This is a genomic window from Gordonia sp. SID5947, from assembly GCF_009862785.1.
Lineage (GTDB): Bacteria > Actinomycetota > Actinomycetes > Mycobacteriales > Mycobacteriaceae > Gordonia.
Window position 1 is genome coordinate 4,248,312 of the sequence record NZ_WWHU01000001.1, and the last position, 19,417, is coordinate 4,267,728.

Here is a 19,417-nt window from a genome sequence, read left to right on the forward strand (position 1 = left end):
GGCTGTCACGTCCTCGGGCCCCGCGCCCCTGGGGCCGGCGCCGCCGGACGCGGCAAGGACGCCAGGGTGGTTCCGGGGTGATTCAATGGAGTCGTGACTTCCTTCGGAGATCTGCTCGGACCGCAGCCGGTCCTGCTCACAGGCGACGACGAGGCCGAATCCGACCTGCTCAACGGAGCAGACCCGGCCGACACCGCGGCCGCTCACCCGACTGCTTCGATCGCATGGGCATATCTCGCCGATGCGGCTCTGGCAGCCGCGGAAGCCGGCGCCGGTACGCCCAAGGTGATCGAGGCCTACGCATATGCACGAACCGGCTACCACCGGGGTCTGGATCAGCTGCGCAGGCACGGCTGGAAGGGCTTCGGCCCGGTGCCGTGGAGCCACGAACCCAATCAGGGCTTCTTACGGTGTGTGGGCGCACTCGCCCGCGCCGCGAAGTCGGTCGGTGAAGAAGACGAATACCTGCGTTGTCTCGATCTCCTCAACGACAGTGACCCCACGGCAGTGCAGCAGCTCGGACTGGCTTGACCGACTGGCTGCGCCGACGGCTGAACGGATTACCGCCGCCGGTGCGGCAGCGGGTTCGGCGACTCGGGTTGTCGTTGGTCCCCATCGCGCAGTGTTCCCTCGCCGCCGGCGCCGCCTGGTGGATCGCGGTGAACGTCTTCGACCATCCGCAACCGTTCTTCGCGCCGATCGCGGCAGTCGTCTCGCTCGGTCTCTCGCTGGGTAAACGGTGGCGCCGGTCTGTCGAACTGGTCGCGGGCGTCACCTTGGGAATCCTCGTAGGCGACGTCCTCGTGTCCCAGATCGGGTCGGGGACGTGGCAGATCATGGTGGTCGTCGCGCTGGCGATGTCGGTGGCCGTGTTCCTCGACAACGGCCCGCTGGTCCCGATGCAGGCCGCGTCGTCGGGAGTGCTGGTGGCGACGCTGCTACCGCCCGGGGGATCGGCGGATTCCACCGTGCGATCGACGCGCTGATCGGCGGGGTCGTCGGGATGATCATCGTGGCGCTGTTCCCGGTCAATCCGGCCCATCGGGCCCGCCGCGACGCGGCCGGGCTGCTCGCGACCATGCGCGACTCGGCGCGCACGCTGGTCACCGGCCTGCGTGAGATGGAGGTCGAGACCGTCACGACCGCGCTCGTGTCGGCGCGTGGGACGCAGGACGCGATCAACGAGATGCGCGCCGACATGCGGGGCGGCCGCGAGGTGAGCACGCTCTCGCCGCTGTACTGGAACGCACGGGAGCGTGTCGCGCGCATATCGGCGACCGCGGATCCCATCGACAACGCGGTCCGCAACTTTCGGATCATCGCGCGACGGGCGCTCGGTATGACCCAGCGTGGCGAGCAGCTACGACCCGAGATCGTCGACATCATCGCCGACGTCGGGGAGGCTTTCGAGGTGTTGCGGGCGATGATGATCGCCAAACCGGGGGAGGAGCCCGACCAGGCCGACGCCGCGACGGTGCTCCGCACAGTGGCGCGCAAGGCGCGAGCCGAGCTGGTCTCCGACAGCACGCTGTCGGAGACGGCGGTGATGGCCGAGTTGCGGTCTCTGCTGATCGACATGCTCATGATCGCCGGACTGCGTCGATCGTCGGCGATGGCCACCCTGCGCTGAGTGCTTCCCGGCCACGGCAGACCAGCCCAACTTAGGGTTGCCTCTTGTCATATATGCGAAAACGCGCATATATTGACCTCACCATGGGGCACTCACACTCACACGCGCACGTCGAGACGACCGGATCCGTGTCGAATCGCCGGATCTGGCCGATGGCTGCGGCCGTCGCGATCATCGGTGGGTATTTCGTCGTCGAGCTCGTGGTGGGCCTGCTGGTCGACTCGCTGGCCCTGATCGCCGACGCCGGGCACATGCTGACCGATGTCGTCGCGCTGATCATGGGTCTGGTCGCGCTGCTGCTGGCCAAGCACGGGTCCACCACCGACGACCGGAGTTTCGGGTGGCATCGCGCCGAGGTGTTCACCGCGGTCGCGAACGCGGTTCTGCTGATCGGGGTCGCGGCGTTCGTCCTGTACGAGGCGGTCCGCCGTATCGGCACAGATCCGCAGGTGCCCGGGCTGACGCTGATCGTCGTCGCACTGATCGGGCTCGGGGTGAATCTCGCGGTCATGTTCCTGCTGCGGGCCGACGCAACCACATCCATCGCGGTCCGTGGCGCCTACCTCGAGGTTCTCGCCGACGCCGTCGGCAGTGTGGGCGTGCTGATCGCCGGTGTCGTCGCACTCACCACCGGGTGGGGCTATGCCGACGTGGTGGTCGCCGTCCTCATCGCGCTGTGGGTGGTGCCGCGGGCGGTCCGGCTGGCTCTCGACGCCATGCGCATCCTGAACCAGCAGGCGCCCGTGCACATCGACGTCGACGAACTGCGCCGGGAACTCGCTGCGATCCCCGCCGTCGACGACGTGCACGACCTGCACGTGTGGACGCTCACCACGGGTATGGACGTCGCCACGGTCCACCTGGGCAGCAATGAATCTAACCGCGAGGTGCTGACAGCGGCGCAGGCGGTGCTCACCCGGCACGGTCTCGAACACGCCACTGTCCAGGTCGATCCGCACGATGTGCGGGAACGCTGCCACGACGAACTGCGGTGGTGAGGGTGGTCGGTCGGCCGGAGTGATCAGACGTCGAATAATCCGGCGTTCAGGGTCGCCAGGATCGTCGTCAGCTGTGCTCGATCGGCCGGGGAGATGTCGGCGAAGACGTCGTCGCCGACGGTGCCCATCACCTCGTTCGCCCGCGCGAGAGTGGCGGCACCGGCCTCGGTGATGGCGATGACCGACCGCCGGCGGTCGGTCTGGTCCTTCGCCCGCGTCACCAGTTTCAGGGTGCTCAGTTCATCGATCGCGGCCACCATCGTGCTGGTATCTATCCGGGTCGCCGCCGACAGCGCCTGCTGCGATTGCGAACCGCCATGATCGAGGACGGCGAGAACGGTGAAGTGTCGCGTCCTGATGCCGAGGTGGGCGAGGCGGCGTTCGGTGATCCGGAAGATCTCCTGGCCCACGCGCAGGAAGACGCAGCTGTCGTGCCGGGAGATCGGCTCGGGCACCAGTTGATCCGTCATCACCCTCCATCGTCGCCACCAGATCGTCCGACAGATCTTACCGACCAAGAATAATTTGCAAAACAAATTGTTTCCATGACGAATGATCAGCTATCGTTCGCGTCACACGTGACCCGTCGTCGGTGCCAGGTCACATGATCGCGAGGGGTGGATGGATGACCGGGTGTCGCTGGTGGTTACGTGGATCGGTATCGGTGCTGGTGACGCTGGTCATCGCCGGTCTGTGCGCCTTGGTGCCATCAGGGGCGCACGGTGCGCCCGATCCGGCCTCGCAGACACGCTGGTTGTGTTCGCCGTCGATGAGTGACGACCCGTGCGATCTCCCCCTCGACACCACGGACCTCCGCACCGGGCGCACAGTCACTCCGTCTGTTCCTGCCGAGAGTCGAAAGCCCGTCGACTGCTTCTACGTCTATCCGACGGTGAGCAACGAGGTGTCTCTCAACGCCCGGAAGGATGCCACGCCCGAGGTTCGATCGATCGCCGAATTCCAGGCGGCTCGCTTTCGCAGCCAGTGCCGGGTGTTCGCGCCGGTGTACCGTCAGATTCCGCTGGTCTCGGTGGTCGGGCAGATGGCCGGGGCGCACCTCGCCGACCTGGCATATCGCGACGTGCTGGGAGCCTGGCGCGACTACCTGGCCCACGACAACCACGGTCGTGGCGTCATCCTGATCGGCCACTCGCAAGGAAGTCTCATGTTGCGCAAGCTCATGCGCGAGAACATCGACAACGACCCGTCGGTACGCAAGCTGCTGGTGGGGGCCTTTCTGATGGGCGGCAACGTCACGACCACCAAGGGGCAGACGACCGGCGCCGACTTCCGAACCATCCCGACGTGCAGCCGACGGGGACAGAGTGGTTGTGTGGTCGCGTACTCGACGACGATGACGCGGCCGCCGGCCGGCCTCAGTCTCTTCGGAAACTCTGATCTCGATGCCCTGAGCATCGGTTGGGGACTCCCACACGGGCCACGTGACGAAGTCGCCTGCACCGATCCGGCGATCCTGAGCGGTGACCGATCGCCGGTCGGGATCACCGTGCCGTCGAAACCCTACGCGTTCGGTTTCATCTCGGTCCTGTTGGACTACACAGCGTTCCCGCAAGGCCTGCCCCGATCGCGATCGACCTGGACGACGAGCCGGGAGCGGACGGCGGGGCGCTGCGTGAATGCGAACGGACACCGGCTGTATCAATTCGGTGTGATCGACCGGGGTGGCCAGTTGGTCAACGAGCCGCCGCTGTTCAACGGTCATCTGGTCGACATCAACCTGGGTTATGACCGGCTCGTCTCGATCGCCGCTCAACAGGCGGCGAACTGGTCGGCGCGGCACTGACGCCGCGAAACCCGGTGGCGCGTTCCCGACCGAGCGGTGATGCTGTCAGCCATGGTGTCCGAACTTCTCGCCCTCACCCGCAAACCCGATCGTGGCGGTGACCGTGCGCTTCTGACGAGGTGCTTCACGAAGCCCACGTCGGTGTGCTGTCCACCGTCACCGACGACGGGTTCCCCTGGTCGGTGCCGATGCTCGTGGCCCGCGACGGCGACCGGCTCCTGATCCACGGATCCTCGGGGGCGGGCGCGCTGCGGCAGGTGGCCGCGGGTGCGCGTGCGACCTTCACCGCCTTCGTCGTCGACGGCCTCGTCGTCGCCGACACTCTGTTCGACCATTCGATGAACTACCGGTCGGTGGTCGTCCGCGGCACGCTCGAGCGCGTCGACCCCGCCGATGCGGCACGTGCCCTCGACGTCATCTCCGACGCGGTGCTACCCGGCCGCAGTGCGGAGGTCCGCGACCACACGCGAAAGGAGTTGTCGGCCACGGTGATCCTGGCACTGCCCATCATCGACGGGCAGTGGTTGGCCAAGGCGCGGTCGGGCGGACCGGGATCGGCGGGGGAGACGGCCGGCTGGACCGGGCACATCCCGATGCGGGTCGCCTACGACGAGCCGGTCACCGAGACCGACGGCGAGTTGCCGGAGTCGGTTGCGGGCCTCTACCGCCAGAAGATGAAGAGATCCCAGCCGTAGGACGCCAGCGCGCTCGGCACCCCCGACAGGCCGAACAGCCAGTAGACGAGGTCGAAGAACGCGCGGTTGAGGAACGGGATGAACAGCAACGCGAAGACGATGAGGAATCCGTACGGGGCGATCTTGGCGACCGACGCACGGGTCTGATCCGAGAGGTAGGGGTCGATCGCGCCGTATCCATCGAAGCCCGGGACCGGCAGCAGGTTCAGGACGGCAGCGGTGATCTGCAGGAAGGCCAGCATCGACAACGCGGCCCACAAGTTCAGCCCGTCGACGATGTAGAGCAGGTTCGATGACCCGTAACCCTGGGTGCTGTAGGTCTCCGGCGAGGCGAACCGCACCACCATCAGGAGCGCGACGCCGAGCAGTGCGTTGGTGGCGGGGCCGGCGAGTGACACGATCGTCCGCTGGGCTCGGGTGAACCCGTGTTGGTTCACATAGACGGCGCCACCGGGAAATCCGATGCCGCCCATCAGGATGATCAGCAGGGGTAGCGCCAATGACAGTCCGGGATGGGTGTAGCGCAATGGATTCAGCGTGAGGTAGCCGCGCAGTTCGGCGTTGCGGTCGCCGAATCGGAACGCGGTGACCGCATGCGCGAACTCGTGCAGACACAGCGAGATCACCCACCCGGCGAGGACGACCAGCAAGGTTCCGCCGACCGACTCGAGGTTGCGACCGGGCTCGGATCCGGCGACGATCCACCCACCGACGATCGCCACCGCCACGAGTCCGAGGAACACCGGCCCGGGCCGGACGGCGCGGGCGATCTCGCGCGTCGTCGTGGTCACGGAAGCAGCACCAGGTTCATGTCCACATGATGCCGGTAGAACGTGGACCGCTTCACAACCCGCGGCGTGACGATGCCCTCCCGCTCGACGACGATGTTGGTGCCGCCGGTCTGCGCGGCCCGTCCGAGATGCCAGCGTCCCTTGACCAGCGGGCGATCCAACCGTGCCCGGAGACCCGGTGCGCTGCGCAACGGCTCGATCTCCACGCCCCGCGTCTCGCCGGTGAACAGTCGCTCGTCGTCGACGTAGGTCTCGCCGTGCAGTCTCGCGTCGTCGGCGCCGAGGTGCCGGGCCCGGCCCACCAGCACGGTCGCCGCGTCGTCGCGGATCAGGGGCACCGCCTGAGCCCGGCCCCGCTCGGCCAGCGCGGTCGCGGCCGCTCCGTAGGGCAGGCCGTAGATGGCGGTGGCCCGGGTCGCCGACGCCGGCGCGTACGCGACCTCCACGTCGAGCCGTTCGCTGATCATCAGCGCCGCCAGGATCTGGGCGAGGTAGGCGTCGGCTCCGGCCCCGTCGAGCGGGACCACCACGAACCGCGAGACGTCGGGATCGCTCAGGGCATCGGCGACGGCGGCGCGGGTCGCCCGCTTCTCCGCAGTCGTCTCCGCTTCGGTGATCGGGACAATCGGCACCCGGATAGCCTATCCACCGCGCTGGACGTGCCTACGACCAAGTAAGGTTGGCCTGTTGTTCTCCGCGCCAACTCGAAGGAGCATCGGCCATGGCCGCGATCGTGCTTATCGGCGCCCAATGGGGTGACGAGGGCAAAGGTAAGGCAACCGACCTGCTCGGCGGAAAGTTGCAGTGGGTGGTCCGCTATCAGGGCGGCAACAATGCCGGCCACACCGTCGTCCTCCCGAACGGCGAGACCTTCGCACTCCATCTGATCCCCTCCGGCATCCTGACGCCCGGGGTGAAAAACGTCATCGGCAACGGCGTGGTGGTCGATCCGGGCGTGCTGCTCACCGAGCTCGGCGGCCTCGAGGACCGTGACGTCGACACCTCGGGACTGCTCATCTCGGCCGACGCGCACCTGCTGATGCCGTACCACGTGGCGATCGACAAGGTCACCGAGCGGTTCCTGGGGAACAAGAAGATCGGCACCACCGGGCGCGGCATCGGACCCTGCTACCAGGACAAGATCGCCCGCGTCGGGGTGCGAGCCGCCGACGTGCTCGACGAGAAGATCCTCGCGCAGAAGGTCGAGGCCGCCCTGGAGCTGAAGAACCAGGTGCTGGTGAAGATCTACAACCGTCGCGCCCTCGACCCGGCGCAGGTGGTCGACGAGGTGCTGACGCAGGCCGAGGGATTCAAACACCGCATCGCCGACACCCGCTTGCTGCTCAACCAGGCTCTCGAGCAGGGTGAGACGGTGTTGCTGGAGGGCTCGCAGGGCACGCTGCTCGACGTCGATCACGGCACGTATCCGTATGTCACGTCGTCGAATCCGACGTCCGGTGGCGCTGCGGTGGGATCCGGCATCGGGCCCAACAAGATCACCACCGTGCTGGGCATCCTGAAGGCGTACACCACCCGCGTGGGATCGGGACCGTTCCCGACCGAACTGTTCGACGAGTGGGGCGACTACCTCGCCAAGACCGGCGGTGAGGTCGGCGTGACCACCGGCCGTGCACGCCGATGTGGCTGGTTCGACGCCGTCATCGCCCGGTACGCGACGCGCGTCAACGGCATCACCGACTACTTCCTCACCAAGCTCGACGTCCTGTCCAGTCTGGACACGGTGCCGATCTGTGTGGCCTACGAGGTCGACGGTGAGCGCCTCGACGAGATGCCCATGACGCAGACCGGATTCCACCACGCGAAGCCGATCTACGAGGAGATGCCCGGCTGGTGGGAGGACATCTCGGAGTGCAAGACCTTCGAGGACCTGCCGCGCAACGCCCAGAACTACATCCTGCGCTTGGAAGAGCTTGCCGGCGCGCATATCTCGTGTGTCGGCGTGGGACCCGGCCGCGAGCAGACGATCGTGCGTCGCGACATCGTGTAGCAACACCGACGACAAAGGGGGGCGGCGATGGCGGGGGGCAGCCGGGACTACGGATCGATCCTGCTCGGCTCGGCGTCGGAAGGCGGTGTCAAGCAGCGGATTCGCATCCAGACGCTGCTGACCGTCTTCATCGTCGTCGCCAACCTGATCGGTGCGGTGCTCGCGATCGCGTTGTCGGCGGTGGGAATTCCGCAGCCGACGATCTTCCAGTCGAAGCTGTGGTGGGTCAACTTCATCGTGGTTCCGGTGTACGTGGTGGTCGCCTTTGTGATCGGCACGGTGCTCGGCACGGTTGTGGTGGTCCGTGATCTGCGCTGGGCGATCCGCGATCAGCAGCCGACCGCGAAAGACGCGCGGCGCGCGCAACGCGCCCCGTGGCGGCTGGTACTGATCCAGGGCGTGCTCTGGGGCGCGGCGACCATCATGTTCACCATCATCTACGGCGTCCTCGATCCGGACCTGATACCGAAGATGTTCTTCGTCGTCGGGCTCAGCGGGTTCGTCGTGGTGGCGGTGTCCTACCTGCTCATCGAGTTCGCACTGCGACCGGTGGCCGCGGAGGTCATCACCGCCGGCTACGGACGCCGCAAACGCAGCGGCGTGCGGTCACGGTCGATCGTGTCCTGGATCGTCGGTTCGGCGATCCCGATCATCGGCATCCTGCTGGTGGTGTTCTTCGGCGCATTCCGCGACGACACGTCCAAGATCGACCTGTTCGTCGGGGTCACCGTCCTCGCGGTCATCGCGCTCTCCACCGGGCTGTTGCTCACCGTGCTGATCAGCGTGAGCGTGACCGCTCCCATCCGCAGTGTGCGGAACGGGATGAACCGGGTGCAGCGAGGTGAGGTCTCCGACGAGGACCTGGTGGTCTACGACGGCACCGAACTCGGTGACCTGCAGGTGGGTTTCAACAGTATGGTCGCCGGCCTGCGTGAACGTGAACGCGTGCGCGACCTCTTCGGCAGGCATGTCGGCCGCGACGTGGCTGCCGCTGCGCTCCAACGTGATCCGGAGCTCGGTGGGTCCGAACGAATCGTCGCGGTGGTGTTCGTCGACGTGATCGGCTCCACCACACTGGCTTCCCGGCACAGCCCCACCGACGTGGTGGAGATCCTCAACCGGTTCTTCGCGGTGATCGTCGCCGCCGTGGAGGAGTGGCAAGGCCTGGTGAACAAGTTCGAAGGCGATGCGGTGCTGGCGATCTTCGGCGCGCCGATCGACCTCGACGATCCGGCAGGTGCGGCCCTGGCCGCCGCCCGGGACATCGCTGCGGGTCTCGCCCGCGACGTGCCCGACCTGGCCGCCGGGATAGGCGTGAGCTACGGCCGCGTGGTCGCCGGGAACGTCGGTGCCATCGAACGATTCGAGTACACGGTGATCGGCGACGCGGTGAACGAGAGTGCCCGGCTCTCGGAACTGGCCAAGCGGGACCCGACGCGACCGCTCGCCTCCGGACATGCCGTGGACGCCGCCGGATCGGAGGCCGCCGGGTGGGAGCGGCAGGAGACCACCACGCTGCGCGGTCGGTCGGCGGAGACGGTGGTCCACGCCGCGCGGATCGCCGAACGCGACGACGCCTGAACCGATGCCGTCAGGTGCCGTCGGCGAGTGCGTTGCGCATCTGGACGCGTAACGCCTCGGTCAGCTCGGGATGTCGGGCGGCGAAGTCGGCGTCGAGGCGGGCCACGGCCGTCGAGACCTGAGCCAGCACCGTCTCGCCCTCGGCGGTGACCCGCAGGCTCGATGCCGCCCCGGCGTGTGATGTGCCGTCGTCGACGAGACCTGCCTCGGCCAGTGCCGTCACCGCGGTGTGCGCACTCTGCACGGTGATGCGGGAACGGCGGGCCAGTTCGCTGAACGAGATGCCGGGTGTGCCGCGGATGTGCCCCAGCAGGCCGTACTTGCGGGTGGTGAGCCCGAGCGGTTTCAGCGCGTCGGTGAGTTCGGCCTCCCAGACCCGGCTCACCGTCAGCAGCATGACGGTGGGGCTGAAGGGCGGTGGCTCGGACATGGGTGCAGGGTACGCTAATCGACTTCGCGATCCATCTGGCCTTCCGCGAAATCCAACCGGCGCAAGGCGGTTCGCAACACCTCGTCGTCGATGTGGCCGCTGTCGCGCTCGTCGATGAACACCTTCCGCTGAATCTGCAACAGCTCCATGCGCATCCGGTTGCCGGCTGCCGTCGGGCTCTCGCCGATGTCCTCCGGGCCCCGACCGAGTTCCTCCCACCCGACGTTGCGCTGGGTGGTCACCCATTTGCGCAACATGCCGACCTGGTGTCTGCGCGGGTCGTTCTCCGGGAGTTCGGCGGCCAGTTCGTCGAGGCGGCGTTCGGACTCCCGGGACGCACGGTCCTGCGCGGACGCGTAGGCCAGCCGGTCCTTCGCGGCGTCGTCGGCGCCGACCCCCAGACGGCGGATCATCCACCCGAGGGTGGTGCCCTGCAGGAGGAGCGTGCCCACCACCACGACGAAGGTGAGGAACAGGATCTCGGCCCGTGCGGGGAACGGCCCGCCGTCGTCGGTGGTCAACGGGATGGCGAAGGCGGCGGCCAGCGACACCACGCCGCGCATCCCGGCCCACCCGACGATGAACACCGCCCGGGGGGCCGGACGTTCCTCGCGCGCACGGATCTTCGACGACAGCACCCTGGGCAGATAGGTCGCCGGATAGACCCACAGGAACCGCGCCAGGATGGTGGCGATCAGCACGACCGTGGCGTCGACGGCGACCTGGAACCATGACTCACCGGCGAGGCCCTTGATCAGGAACGGCAGCTGCAGCCCGATGAGGAGGAACACGAAGGATTCCAGCAGCGCGTCGATCGACTTGCGGACCGCGTCGTCCTGCAGTCGCGTGGCATAACCCAGCCGCACCGACCGCTGACCGAGGAACAGACCCGCGACCACCACCGCGATCACCCCGGAGGCGTTGATCTCCTCGGCGACGTAGTAGGTGCCGAACGGGACCATGAGGCCGATCGCGGTCTCCATCGGCGGATCGGTGAGCCAGAGCCGCAGCCACGAGACCGCGTATCCGACGGCCAGCCCGATGACGAGCCCGCCGACCGCGGCGACGGCGAAGGTGGACAACCCTTCCCAGACCGATGCGGTCGCACCGACGGCGGCCGCCAGTGCCACCCGAAACGCGGTGAGGGCGGTCGCGTCGTTCAGCAGGCTCTCCCCGCCGAGCAGTGTCATGATCCGGCGGGGGAGGCCGACCCGCCGGCCGATCGCCTGCGCCGACACCGCGTCCGGCGGCGCCACCACCGCGCCGAGCACCAGCGCCGCGGCCAGCGGTAGGTGGGGCACCGTCGCGTAGGCGACGAGACCGACGATCACGGTGGAGAACAGCGGCAGGCCGATGGCGAGCATGCCGATCGCCCGGCGGTTGGCGCGGATGGCCTGGTAGGAACTCTCCTGCGCCGCCGAGTAGAGCAGCGGCGGCAGGATCAGGAACAGCACGAACTCGGGTTCCAGCATCACTTCGGGCGTACCCGGGATCCACCCGATACCCAGGCCGACCAGGACGAGGATCAGCGGCGCCGACAACCCGTATCGCCGGCACAGCGCGGCAAGGATCACGGCGATGCCCGCCACCAGCAACAGCGATGCACTCACGCGAAGAACTTATCCCGGCCTCACCCATCGCGGGCGGCGCGCCGATCCGGATAATGACCTTCATGCGTATCTTTCGGCGAGGTGCAGACGATCGATCCGACACGACCGGTGGCGGCGGGTCGTCGGGCGCCGCATCGCGATGCGAGGAGTTGGCGACCTACGGCATCGACGCGACCGCCGACCCCGAGCCGCGTGCCGGCGACTACGCGGCCTGTGAGGAGTGCACCGCGCTCGGCGAACATCATTGGGCGCACCTGCGTATCTGTCTGACGTGTGGCCATGTCGGATGCTGCGATTCCAGTCCGCGCCGTCACGCGACCGCGCATTTCGACGAGAGCGGCCACCCGGTGATGCGCTCGGCGGAGCCCGGCGAGGTGTGGCGGTGGTGTTATGTGCACGAGGTCACGGGTTGAGCGAGGCTGCAGTGGGGCGCGCGGCCCTGTGCTGAACTGCACGTAGGATTTGGGCATGATGTCAGACAGCCAAGGTGCGTCCGAGGCGTCGGTGCAGGCCGACGAGGAGGCCGCACCGGTGCAGGGCGGGCCGGTGAACCACGTGGGACAGGCCGCGGTCGGACCGCCCGCCGTGCTGGGCACCCCGCTGAGTCCCACCGCCACCAAGGTCATGGTGCTCGGTGCCGGTGAACTGGGCAAAGAGGTGATCATCGCGTTCGCGCGACTCGGCGTCGAGGTGATCGCCGTGGACCGGTACGCCGATGCGCCCGGGCAGCAGGTGGCCCATCACGCCGAGGTCATCGACATGACCGACGCCGACGCTCTGCTGGCCCTCGTCGAGCGCCACCGGCCGCATTACGTGGTGCCCGAGATCGAGGCGATCGGAACCGCAGCTCTCGTCGAGGTGGAGAAGCGCGGGCTGGCCGAGGTGATCCCGACGGCGCGAGCCGTGGTCGCCACCATGGATCGCGAAGGCATCCGTCGTCTCGCCGACGAAGAACTCGGACTCCCGACGTCGCCCTACCTCTTCGCGTCCTCGCACGAGGAGCTCGAGGTCGCGGTCGGGGAGATCGGCTTCCCGTGTGTGGTGAAACCGGTGATGTCGTCGTCGGGCAAGGGCCAGACCGTGGTTCGCGCCCCGGCCGACATCGGACCCGCCTGGAGCTCCGCGACCACCGGCGCCCGCGTGCAGGGTGAGCGCGTCATCGTCGAGGGCTTCATCGAGTTCGACTACGAGATCACCTTGCTGACGGTGCGCGCGATCGACCCGGCCACCGGCCGTCTCGCCTCGCATTTCTGCGCTCCCATCGGCCATCAGCAGGTGGACGGCGACTACGTGGAGAGCTGGCAGCCGCACGAGATGTCCACCGACGCGCTCGGGGCGGCGACGTCCATCGCGGCGCGTATCGCGACCGGTCTCGGCGACGGGAAGCTCGCGGGCCGCGGCGTCTTCGGCGTGGAACTGTTCGTCAAAGGCGACGACGTCTACTTCTCCGAGGTCAGTCCGCGTCCGCACGACACCGGGCTGGTGACTCTGGCCACCCAGCGGTTGTCGGAGTTCGAGATGCATGCCCGGGCGATCCTGGGCCTGCCCGTCGACGTCACGCTGGCCTCGCCGGGTGCGTCGGCGGTCATCTACGGCCAGCTCGACGAGCCCGCGATCGGATTCGAGAACGTCGCGCGGGCACTCGCGGTGCCGGAGACCGACATCCGGCTGTTCGGCAAGCCGGAGAGCTTCCATCGTCGCCGGATGGGTGTGGTCACCGCGACCGCCGACGACGTCGAGACGGCGCGGCAACGGGCCGTCCACGCCGCGTCGCTGGTGACCCCGGTGTCGGGACGCCCCTTCGAGCGGTTGACGCCGGTCCCGATGGCCGAGCCGGTCGTCCCGCCTGCGCCGCCGCGGGCCGCGCCTGCGCCGCCTCCGCCGGTGCCGTCACGTCCCACCGCGCCGCCACGCGGCGCTCCGGGAACCCCGCAGCCTCCCGGTCCGCAAGCACCCGGTCCGCACGCACCCGGACCGCGTCAGGGACCGGTTCCGCCGCGCGGGCCGATGCCGCCCCGGGGTGCTCCGGCCCGACCGACGGGCCCGCCACCGCGAGCGGTTCCGCCTGCCTCCGGCCGGCCCGCCGGGCCACCGCCGCCCCGGCCGTCGGGCAATCCGACGCGCGCATCGGTCGACTGACCCCCGGATAGGCCGTCCCCGATGTCCCTTGGTGGGGAGTTGCTGGTCGGGGCGGTCATCCTCGTCGGGCTGCTCGGAATCGTCTTCCCGGTGCTGCCGGGCAGTCTGTTGGTGCTCGGCGCGATCGGTGTCTGGGCGGCGATCGCCGGGGGCTGGGCGTGGGCGATCTTCGGAGCCGCCGCGGCGGTGATCGTGCTCGGCGAGTTCGTCAAGTATTTCGTCGCCGGCCGCTCGTTGCGGTCCGCCGGCATCCCGAACATCACCATCGCGACCGGCGGCGTGCTCGGCATCGTCGGCTTCTTCGTGATCCCGGTGATCGGCCTGTTCATCGGCTTCGTGGTGGGCGCCATGCTCGCCGAACTCATCCGCACGCGCAGCGTGGGTGCGGCCTGGCGTGGCACGGTGTCGTCGTCGAAGGCGGCGTTGATCACCATGGGCATCGAGTTGTTCGCGGCCCTGCTCGGCACCGCGATCTGGTTGGTGGGCGCGGGGATCTGGTGATCAGGGCAGCCGTGTTGCGGCGCGCGCGCCGAGGGGCACGATCATGGGTGCGCCGAACACCGGGTCGGCCATCACGTGCGACTGCAGGCCGAAGGCCGCGTGCAGGAGATCGGCGGTGATCACCTCGTCGGGCCGCCCGTGCGCGACGAACTCGCCCGCTCTCATCACGAAGAGCGAATCGCTGTAGCGCGCAGCGAGATTGAGATCGTGTAGGACCATCACCACTGTCTTGCCGTGCTCGGTGCGCAAGGTGTGCACGAGGTCGAGGATCTCGACTGAGTGGGCGAGGTCGAGGTAGGTGGTCGGTTCGTCGAGGAGCAGGAGGTCGGTCTCCTGGGCGAGCGTGAGTGCGATCCACACGCGCTGGCGCTGCCCGCCGGACAGTGCGTCGACCGGGCGGTCGGCCAGTTCGGTCGTGGCCGTCTGCTCCATCGCCAGTGCCACCGCCGCCTCGTCGGCCGCCGACGCCTGCTGATACCACCGCTGGTGGGGATGACGTCCCCGCGCGATCAGGTCCTCGACGGTGAGGCCCTCGGGCGCAACAGGATTCTGCGGCAACAGGCCGAGGCGACGCGCGACGTCCCTCGGACGCATCCGATTGATGTCCTCGTCGTCGAGGTAGACGGTTCCCGACCGGGGTGGTAGCAGCCGCGACAGCGCGCGGAGCAACGTCGACTTCCCACATCCGTTGGGGCCGATGATGGTGGTGATCTCCTGATCGGGGATCGCGATGTCGAGGTCGGAGATGATGACCCGGTCGTCGTAGCCGACCTGCAGTCCCGACGCGCGCAAGCGCGACGTGGTGACGGCTTCGGTGGTGGCCGTGTCTGAGGAGGTCATACCGTGGCCTTTCGGGACATCGCGATCATGAGGTAGATGAGGCACGGCCCGCCGATCGCCGCGGTGACGATGCCGACCGGCAGGCCGCCCGGCAGGAGTGTGCGGCACAGCAGGTCGCCGCCGAGCACGAGGATTCCGCCGACGATGCCCGAGGCGAGCGGTGTGGGCAACGGCGTGCCGGTCAGACGCAGCGCGATCTGCGGCGCCAACAGCGCGACAAAGGCGATCGGGCCTGCGGCCGAGACACAGAGCGCGGCCACCACCACCGCGATCACCAGCAGGAACGTGGTCACCCGGCCCGCGTTGACGCCGAGTCCGCGGGCGACGTCGGGGCCGAGGCCCAGAATGCCGATCGCGCGCGACAGCCCGATCACCGCCACCACGCCGACCCCGACCGCGATGGCGGCCGGCCACACGTCGGACCAGGTCACCTGGGAAACCGAGCCCACCAGCCAGGTCTGTGCGCGCGCCGCGTCGGCGATCTGCGCGCGCGTCAGCATGTACGAGGTGAGTGCCTGGAGCATCCAGGTGACACCGACACCGATGATGACGAGCCGGAAGGGGTCGATGCCGACGTTCGCCGAACGGCCCGGCCAGGCGAGCACATACATCACGATCGCGGTGGCGAAGCCACCGATCAGGGCGGCGGCCGGCACGCCGAGACCGGCCAGCCAGGCGCCCCAGGTGGACGAGAAGGCGATGGCGGCGACGGCGGCGGCACTCGCGCCCGCGGTGATACCCAGGATGTCGGGGGTGGCCAACGGATTACGAGCGATCAGCTGGGTGAGGGCGCCCGCCATCCCGAAGCCGAAACCGACCAGCAGCGAGACCAGCGCGCGGGGGAGCGAGACGTCGAACACCACGACGTTCTCGATCCGGGTGCCGCCGCCGAGCAGCACCCGGGCCACGTCGACCGGACTCATCGGATAGTCACTGATCCCGATGCTCAGCAGGAACAGCAGCAGGGTGAGCGCGACCGCGACGGCCATCGTCACCAGCATCCGGGGGCGGATGACCCACGACGACGACCCGACTCTCAGGACGCGGCGTCGCGTGCGTTGGGGTGCTTCGGGTTCGGGGGTGGGGCCCGGCCGGATGTCGGTGGTCATACGGCGGCCAGCTTCCGTTTGCGGACGAGGGCGATGAGGAACGGTGCACCGACGAGCGCCAGGACCACGCCGACCTGGACTTCGCCCGGGCGAGCGATGACCCGTCCGATGACGTCGCAGACCAGTACCAGGATCGCGCCCAGCAGAGCCGAATACGGGACGATCCATCGGTAGTCGGCGCCGGTGATGGCGCGCGCGATGTGCGGGACCACCAGCCCGAGGAAGACGATCGGACCGCATGCCGCCGTCGCCGCGCCGACGAGCAGGGTGATGGTGAGGATGCCCATGACACGGATCAGGACGACGCGCGAACCGAGCGCTTTGGACATGTCGTCGCCCAGGCTGAGCACGTTCAGGAAGAAGCCGCTGCCCAGCGCGAGGACGAGGCCGATGACGACGAACGGCAGCGCCGCCGAGAACACATCCAGCCCTCGACCGGTGGTGGCGCCGACGTTCCAGAACCGCCAGGCGTCGAGGGTGACGCTGTCGGACAGCACGATTCCCGACGTGATGGCGAGGAGCAGTGCGGACAGGCCGGTGCCGGCGAGGATGAGGGTCAGCGGGCTGGCGCCGGAGAGCGCTGCGAGACCGAAGACCGCACTCGCCGCGACCAGGGCGCCGACGAGTCCAAAGGCCATGTATGCGACGGGACTCTGGATGCCGAGCAGGTAGACGCCCGCGACGACGGCGCATGCGGCACCGGCGTTCACCCCGAGCATCCCCGGGTCGGCCAGAGGGTTACGTGTGTGTCCTTGCGCGAGTGCGCCTGCGGCGCCGATCGCCAGGCCGATCACCAGTCCCAGTACGGTCCGCGGGAACCGGAGGTCCCAGACGATGCCGTAAACGTCTGTCGCGCCGGGGGGAGCCGGTGGGGCCTCGAGGACGATCCACGGGATGCCGTGGAAGTCCGTGGCTTTCAGCGACGGCCATCCGCCGGCCTGCAGCGCGTCGATCACTTCGCCGATACCGAGCTGGCGCGTGCCGATCGCGATGGAGGCGAAGAGCGCCACCACGACCACCGCGACAAGCAGGAGAATCCCGGTGGTTCGGCGCATAAGGGTAACCTTACCAACGTCTCTCGGGGCGCCTCTGAGTGCGTCGCGGCGCCGTGTCGTTTGGATAACGAAAGAAGTACGCACCTGTGAACAGCCTGTGTGGTGCGTAACGATTCGCTTGGCATGGGTCGATAGTCCAACCAGAACGTCACGAGGACACCGGAGTAGGAGAGATTGATGAGAGCATCGCTCAAGCGCGCGGGTGCCACGGTATTGGCAACAGTGGGCATCGCGGCAGGCACGTTGGCCGGCACCACGCCCGCCCAGGCCGCGGTACCGGGGGACCTGGAGCTCGTCGGAGGCATCGAATGCCACTTCGGCCAGTGGGGTCAGCCGTGGAATCAGGCCTGGTACATGTACCGCTACATGACGGTCCGCAATGCCGGCGACACGACGATGCACAACGTGATCCTCAACGAGATCAACGGCAAGTCGGTCCGGATCAAGGAGCTCAAGCCGGGCGAGACCATGTCCAAGTGGGACGCCAAGGCGAATCGGTGGGTGCGCCCCATCGAGACCCGCTGGTTCGGCTGCTTCCCGTCGTCGATCTCGGGCTTCACCTTTGCCAACGAGGCCGAGAACCTGACGAACAACTTCGGCTACTGGCAGAACTTCCGCCGACAGGACAACTGACCACAGTGCGAAAGAGCGGCGATCGGAGAACCGATCGCCGCTCTTGCTGTCTGTAGGTCCGATCGGCGGGCAACGACGGGTTGGTTGCCGGGCCGACGACGGGTCAGCTGCCGGGGCGGGAGACCTTGTGCGGTTCCGACGCCGCGAGCATGTCCTCACGCTCGACGACCTTCACACGCTCACGGCCCTCGGCCGCGCCGAGGTTGCGCTCGTGCTCGTCGAGCCGGTACCAGCCGTCCCACGTGGTGAACGGGATGCCCTTGCCCTCGAGCAGCTCGATGACGGCGTCCTCCGACGGCTTGCTCGGCGAGAGCAGCACCCCGTTGGTCATGTCCTCGAGGATGCAGTCGACGGTCTCGTTGGCGTCACCCTTGGTGTGGCCGATCAGCCCGACGGGGCCGCGCTTGACCCAGCCCGTGGTGTACATACCGGTGAGGTGTTGTCCCTCGTCGAAGACGCGGCCCGCCTCGTTCGGGATCACGCCGGCCTGCTGGTCGAACGGGATCTGCGGGAGGTTGTCGGAGAGGTATCCGACCGCGCGGTACACGGCGCCGAGGTCCCAGTCGGTGTGCTTGCCGGTGGGCTTCACGTTGCCGGTTCCGTCGAGCTGGGTGCGCTCGGTCCGCAGTCCGACGACCTTGCCGTCCTCGCCGAGGATCTCCACCGGGTTCTCGAAGAAGTGCAGGAACAGCTTGTGGATGGCGCCCTGCTTGGGATCGCGGATCGCGTAGTTCTCGATGATCGTGGCGACCTGGTCGGTGATCTTGGAGCCACGACGCGCGACGGCCGAACCCTCGTCGTATTCGATGTCCTCGGGATTGACGACGACCTCGATGTTCGGCGAGTGATCGAGCTCCTTGAGCTCGAGCGGGGTGAACTTGGCCTGGGCCGGCCCGCGGCGACCGAACACGTGGACCTCGATGGCCTTGTTGGCCTTGAGTCCCTCGTAGACGTTTGCCGGGATCTCGGTCGGGAGCAACTCGTCGCCGGTCTTGGCGAGCACGCGTGCGACGTCGAGCGCGACGTTGCCGACACCGATGACCGCGACCTTCTCGGCATCGAGCGGCCAGGTGCGCGGGAAGTCCGGGTGTCCGTCGTACCAGGCGACGAACTGGGCGGCGCCGTAGCTGCCGTCGAGGTCGATGCCGGGGATGTCCAGCACGCGGTCGTCGGTGGCGCCGGTGGAGAAGATCACCGCGTCGTAGAGGTCCTGCAGCTCTTCGAGGGTGATGTCGGTGCCGTAGTCGATGTTGCCGAGCAACCGCACCTGCGGCTTGTCGAGCACCTTGTGCAGCGCGGTGATGATGCCCTTGATGCGCGGGTGGTCGGGCGCGACGCCGTAACGGATCAGTCCGAAGGGGGCGGGCATCCGCTCGTAGAGGTCGATGCTGACGCCGCGATCCTTCGCGGTGTCGGACTTCATCAACGCGTCTGCTGCGTAGATCCCGGCGGGACCTGCACCGACGATGGCAACCCGCAACGGGCGGCTGGTGTCACTCATGGAGTAGGTGCTTTCCGTGGCTCAATGTGACTCTGGCGAGAGAGTCGCTGGTGGTGGCCGCTGACGCGGCGCCTATCCCTTCTACGGTAGGC

The 19,417-nt window shown here is 68.1% G+C and carries 19 protein-coding genes and 1 pseudogene; 11 read left to right on the plus strand and 9 right to left on the minus strand.

Annotated features, from left to right (window positions below):
* The first annotated feature begins 93 nt into the window (after positions 1–93).
* From GTV32_RS19420 to GTV32_RS19430, 3 genes and pseudogenes are all read left to right on the plus strand, one after another.
* Complete coding sequence (locus tag GTV32_RS19420) at positions 94–531, plus strand: DUF3151 domain-containing protein (protein WP_161061698.1); 438 nt, start codon at positions 94–96, stop codon at positions 529–531.
* Positions 528–1,630 (plus strand): annotated as a pseudogene (locus GTV32_RS19425) (FUSC family protein). The gene GTV32_RS19420 and the pseudogene GTV32_RS19425 overlap by 4 nt, the downstream one beginning before the upstream one ends.
* Positions 1,631–1,713: 83 nt before the next feature.
* On the plus strand, positions 1,714–2,628 hold the full coding sequence (locus GTV32_RS19430) for a cation diffusion facilitator family transporter (RefSeq protein ID WP_161061699.1): 915 nt from the start codon (positions 1,714–1,716) through the stop codon (positions 2,626–2,628).
* 23 nt (positions 2,629–2,651) lie between these two features.
* Here GTV32_RS19430 and GTV32_RS19435 read toward each other — a convergent pair whose 3' ends face one another.
* Positions 2,652–3,098 (minus strand): MarR family winged helix-turn-helix transcriptional regulator, encoded by a 447-nt coding sequence (locus GTV32_RS19435; RefSeq protein ID WP_161061700.1) that lies wholly within the window; start codon positions 3,096–3,098, stop codon positions 2,652–2,654.
* Between the two features lie 155 nt (positions 3,099–3,253).
* On the opposite strand from GTV32_RS19435, the gene GTV32_RS19440 reads away from it, so the two are divergent.
* Both GTV32_RS19440 and GTV32_RS19445 read left to right on the plus strand, forming a co-directional pair.
* Positions 3,254–4,432 carry a DUF3089 domain-containing protein gene (locus GTV32_RS19440; protein ID WP_161061701.1) on the plus strand — a complete coding sequence of 393 codons (1,179 nt, stop codon included), beginning with the start codon at positions 3,254–3,256 and terminating at the stop codon, positions 4,430–4,432.
* A gap of 119 nt (positions 4,433–4,551) precedes the next feature.
* Positions 4,552–5,127 (plus strand): pyridoxamine 5'-phosphate oxidase family protein, encoded by a 576-nt coding sequence (locus GTV32_RS19445; protein ID WP_343287394.1) that lies wholly within the window; start codon positions 4,552–4,554, stop codon positions 5,125–5,127.
* Here GTV32_RS19445 and GTV32_RS19450 read toward each other — a convergent pair.
* Positions 5,094–5,918, minus strand: a complete 825-nt coding sequence (locus GTV32_RS19450) for a site-2 protease family protein (RefSeq protein ID WP_161061702.1) — start codon at positions 5,916–5,918, stop codon at positions 5,094–5,096. The two genes, GTV32_RS19445 and GTV32_RS19450, sit on opposite strands and share 34 nt — an antisense overlap.
* Positions 5,915–6,550, minus strand: coding sequence for a hypothetical protein (locus GTV32_RS19455; RefSeq protein ID WP_161061703.1), 636 nt, complete (start codon positions 6,548–6,550; stop codon positions 5,915–5,917). The genes GTV32_RS19450 and GTV32_RS19455 overlap by 4 nt, the downstream gene beginning before the upstream one ends.
* Positions 6,551–6,639: 89 nt before the next feature.
* Between GTV32_RS19455 and GTV32_RS19460 the strand changes: the two genes are divergently transcribed.
* Positions 6,640–7,926, plus strand: a complete 1,287-nt coding sequence (locus GTV32_RS19460; RefSeq protein ID WP_161061704.1) for an adenylosuccinate synthase — start codon at positions 6,640–6,642, stop codon at positions 7,924–7,926.
* Positions 7,927–7,953: 27 nt separating this feature from the next.
* A complete protein-coding gene (locus GTV32_RS19465) occupies positions 7,954–9,507 on the plus strand; it encodes an adenylate/guanylate cyclase domain-containing protein (RefSeq protein WP_161061705.1) in 1,554 nt (517 codons plus the stop codon).
* A 10-nt stretch (positions 9,508–9,517) separates the two neighbouring features.
* Here the strand turns inward: GTV32_RS19465 and GTV32_RS19470 are convergent, their stop codons facing one another.
* Entirely contained in the window at positions 9,518–9,937 is a 420-nt protein-coding gene (locus GTV32_RS19470; RefSeq protein WP_161061706.1) for a MarR family transcriptional regulator, read from the minus strand.
* A gap of 14 nt (positions 9,938–9,951) precedes the next feature.
* Entirely contained in the window at positions 9,952–11,547 is a 1,596-nt protein-coding gene (locus GTV32_RS19475; protein ID WP_161061707.1) for a Na+/H+ antiporter, read from the minus strand.
* Positions 11,548–11,609: 62 nt separating this feature from the next.
* Between GTV32_RS19475 and GTV32_RS19480 the strand changes: the two genes are divergently transcribed.
* The 3 genes from GTV32_RS19480 to GTV32_RS19490 are packed head-to-tail and all read left to right on the plus strand — an operon-like array spanning position 11,610 to position 14,187.
* Positions 11,610–11,960 (plus strand): UBP-type zinc finger domain-containing protein, encoded by a 351-nt coding sequence (locus GTV32_RS19480; RefSeq protein ID WP_161061708.1) that lies wholly within the window; start codon positions 11,610–11,612, stop codon positions 11,958–11,960.
* 55 nt (positions 11,961–12,015) lie between these two features.
* The gene (purT, locus tag GTV32_RS19485) at positions 12,016–13,686 is read left to right on the plus strand and encodes a formate-dependent phosphoribosylglycinamide formyltransferase (protein WP_237421594.1); all 1,671 of its coding nucleotides are present in this window, start codon (positions 12,016–12,018) and stop codon (positions 13,684–13,686) included.
* 21 nt (positions 13,687–13,707) lie between these two features.
* Positions 13,708–14,187 carry a DUF456 domain-containing protein gene (locus tag GTV32_RS19490; RefSeq protein ID WP_161061709.1) on the plus strand — a complete coding sequence of 160 codons (480 nt, stop codon included), beginning with the start codon at positions 13,708–13,710 and terminating at the stop codon, positions 14,185–14,187.
* Here GTV32_RS19490 and GTV32_RS19495 read toward each other — a convergent pair whose 3' ends face one another.
* The 3 genes from GTV32_RS19495 to GTV32_RS19505 are packed head-to-tail and all read right to left on the minus strand — an operon-like array spanning position 14,188 to position 17,191.
* Positions 14,188–15,027: an ABC transporter ATP-binding protein gene (locus GTV32_RS19495; protein ID WP_161061710.1), complete on the minus strand. Its 840-nt coding sequence runs from the start codon at positions 15,025–15,027 to the stop codon at positions 14,188–14,190.
* Positions 15,024–16,136: an iron chelate uptake ABC transporter family permease subunit gene (locus GTV32_RS19500; protein WP_161061711.1), complete on the minus strand. Its 1,113-nt coding sequence runs from the start codon at positions 16,134–16,136 to the stop codon at positions 15,024–15,026. The genes GTV32_RS19495 and GTV32_RS19500 overlap by 4 nt, the downstream gene beginning before the upstream one ends.
* Positions 16,133–17,191 carry an iron chelate uptake ABC transporter family permease subunit gene (locus tag GTV32_RS19505; protein ID WP_161061712.1) on the minus strand — a complete coding sequence of 353 codons (1,059 nt, stop codon included), beginning with the start codon at positions 17,189–17,191 and terminating at the stop codon, positions 16,133–16,135. The genes GTV32_RS19500 and GTV32_RS19505 overlap by 4 nt, the downstream gene beginning before the upstream one ends.
* A gap of 177 nt (positions 17,192–17,368) precedes the next feature.
* Between GTV32_RS19505 and GTV32_RS19510 the strand changes: the two genes are divergently transcribed.
* The gene (locus tag GTV32_RS19510; RefSeq protein ID WP_161061713.1) at positions 17,369–17,824 is read left to right on the plus strand and encodes a hypothetical protein; all 456 of its coding nucleotides are present in this window, start codon (positions 17,369–17,371) and stop codon (positions 17,822–17,824) included.
* A gap of 103 nt (positions 17,825–17,927) precedes the next feature.
* Here the strand turns inward: GTV32_RS19510 and GTV32_RS19515 are convergent, their stop codons facing one another.
* Positions 17,928–19,325, minus strand: coding sequence for an FAD-dependent oxidoreductase (locus GTV32_RS19515; protein ID WP_161061714.1), 1,398 nt, complete (start codon positions 19,323–19,325; stop codon positions 17,928–17,930).
* Positions 19,326–19,417: the final 92 nt, after the last annotated feature.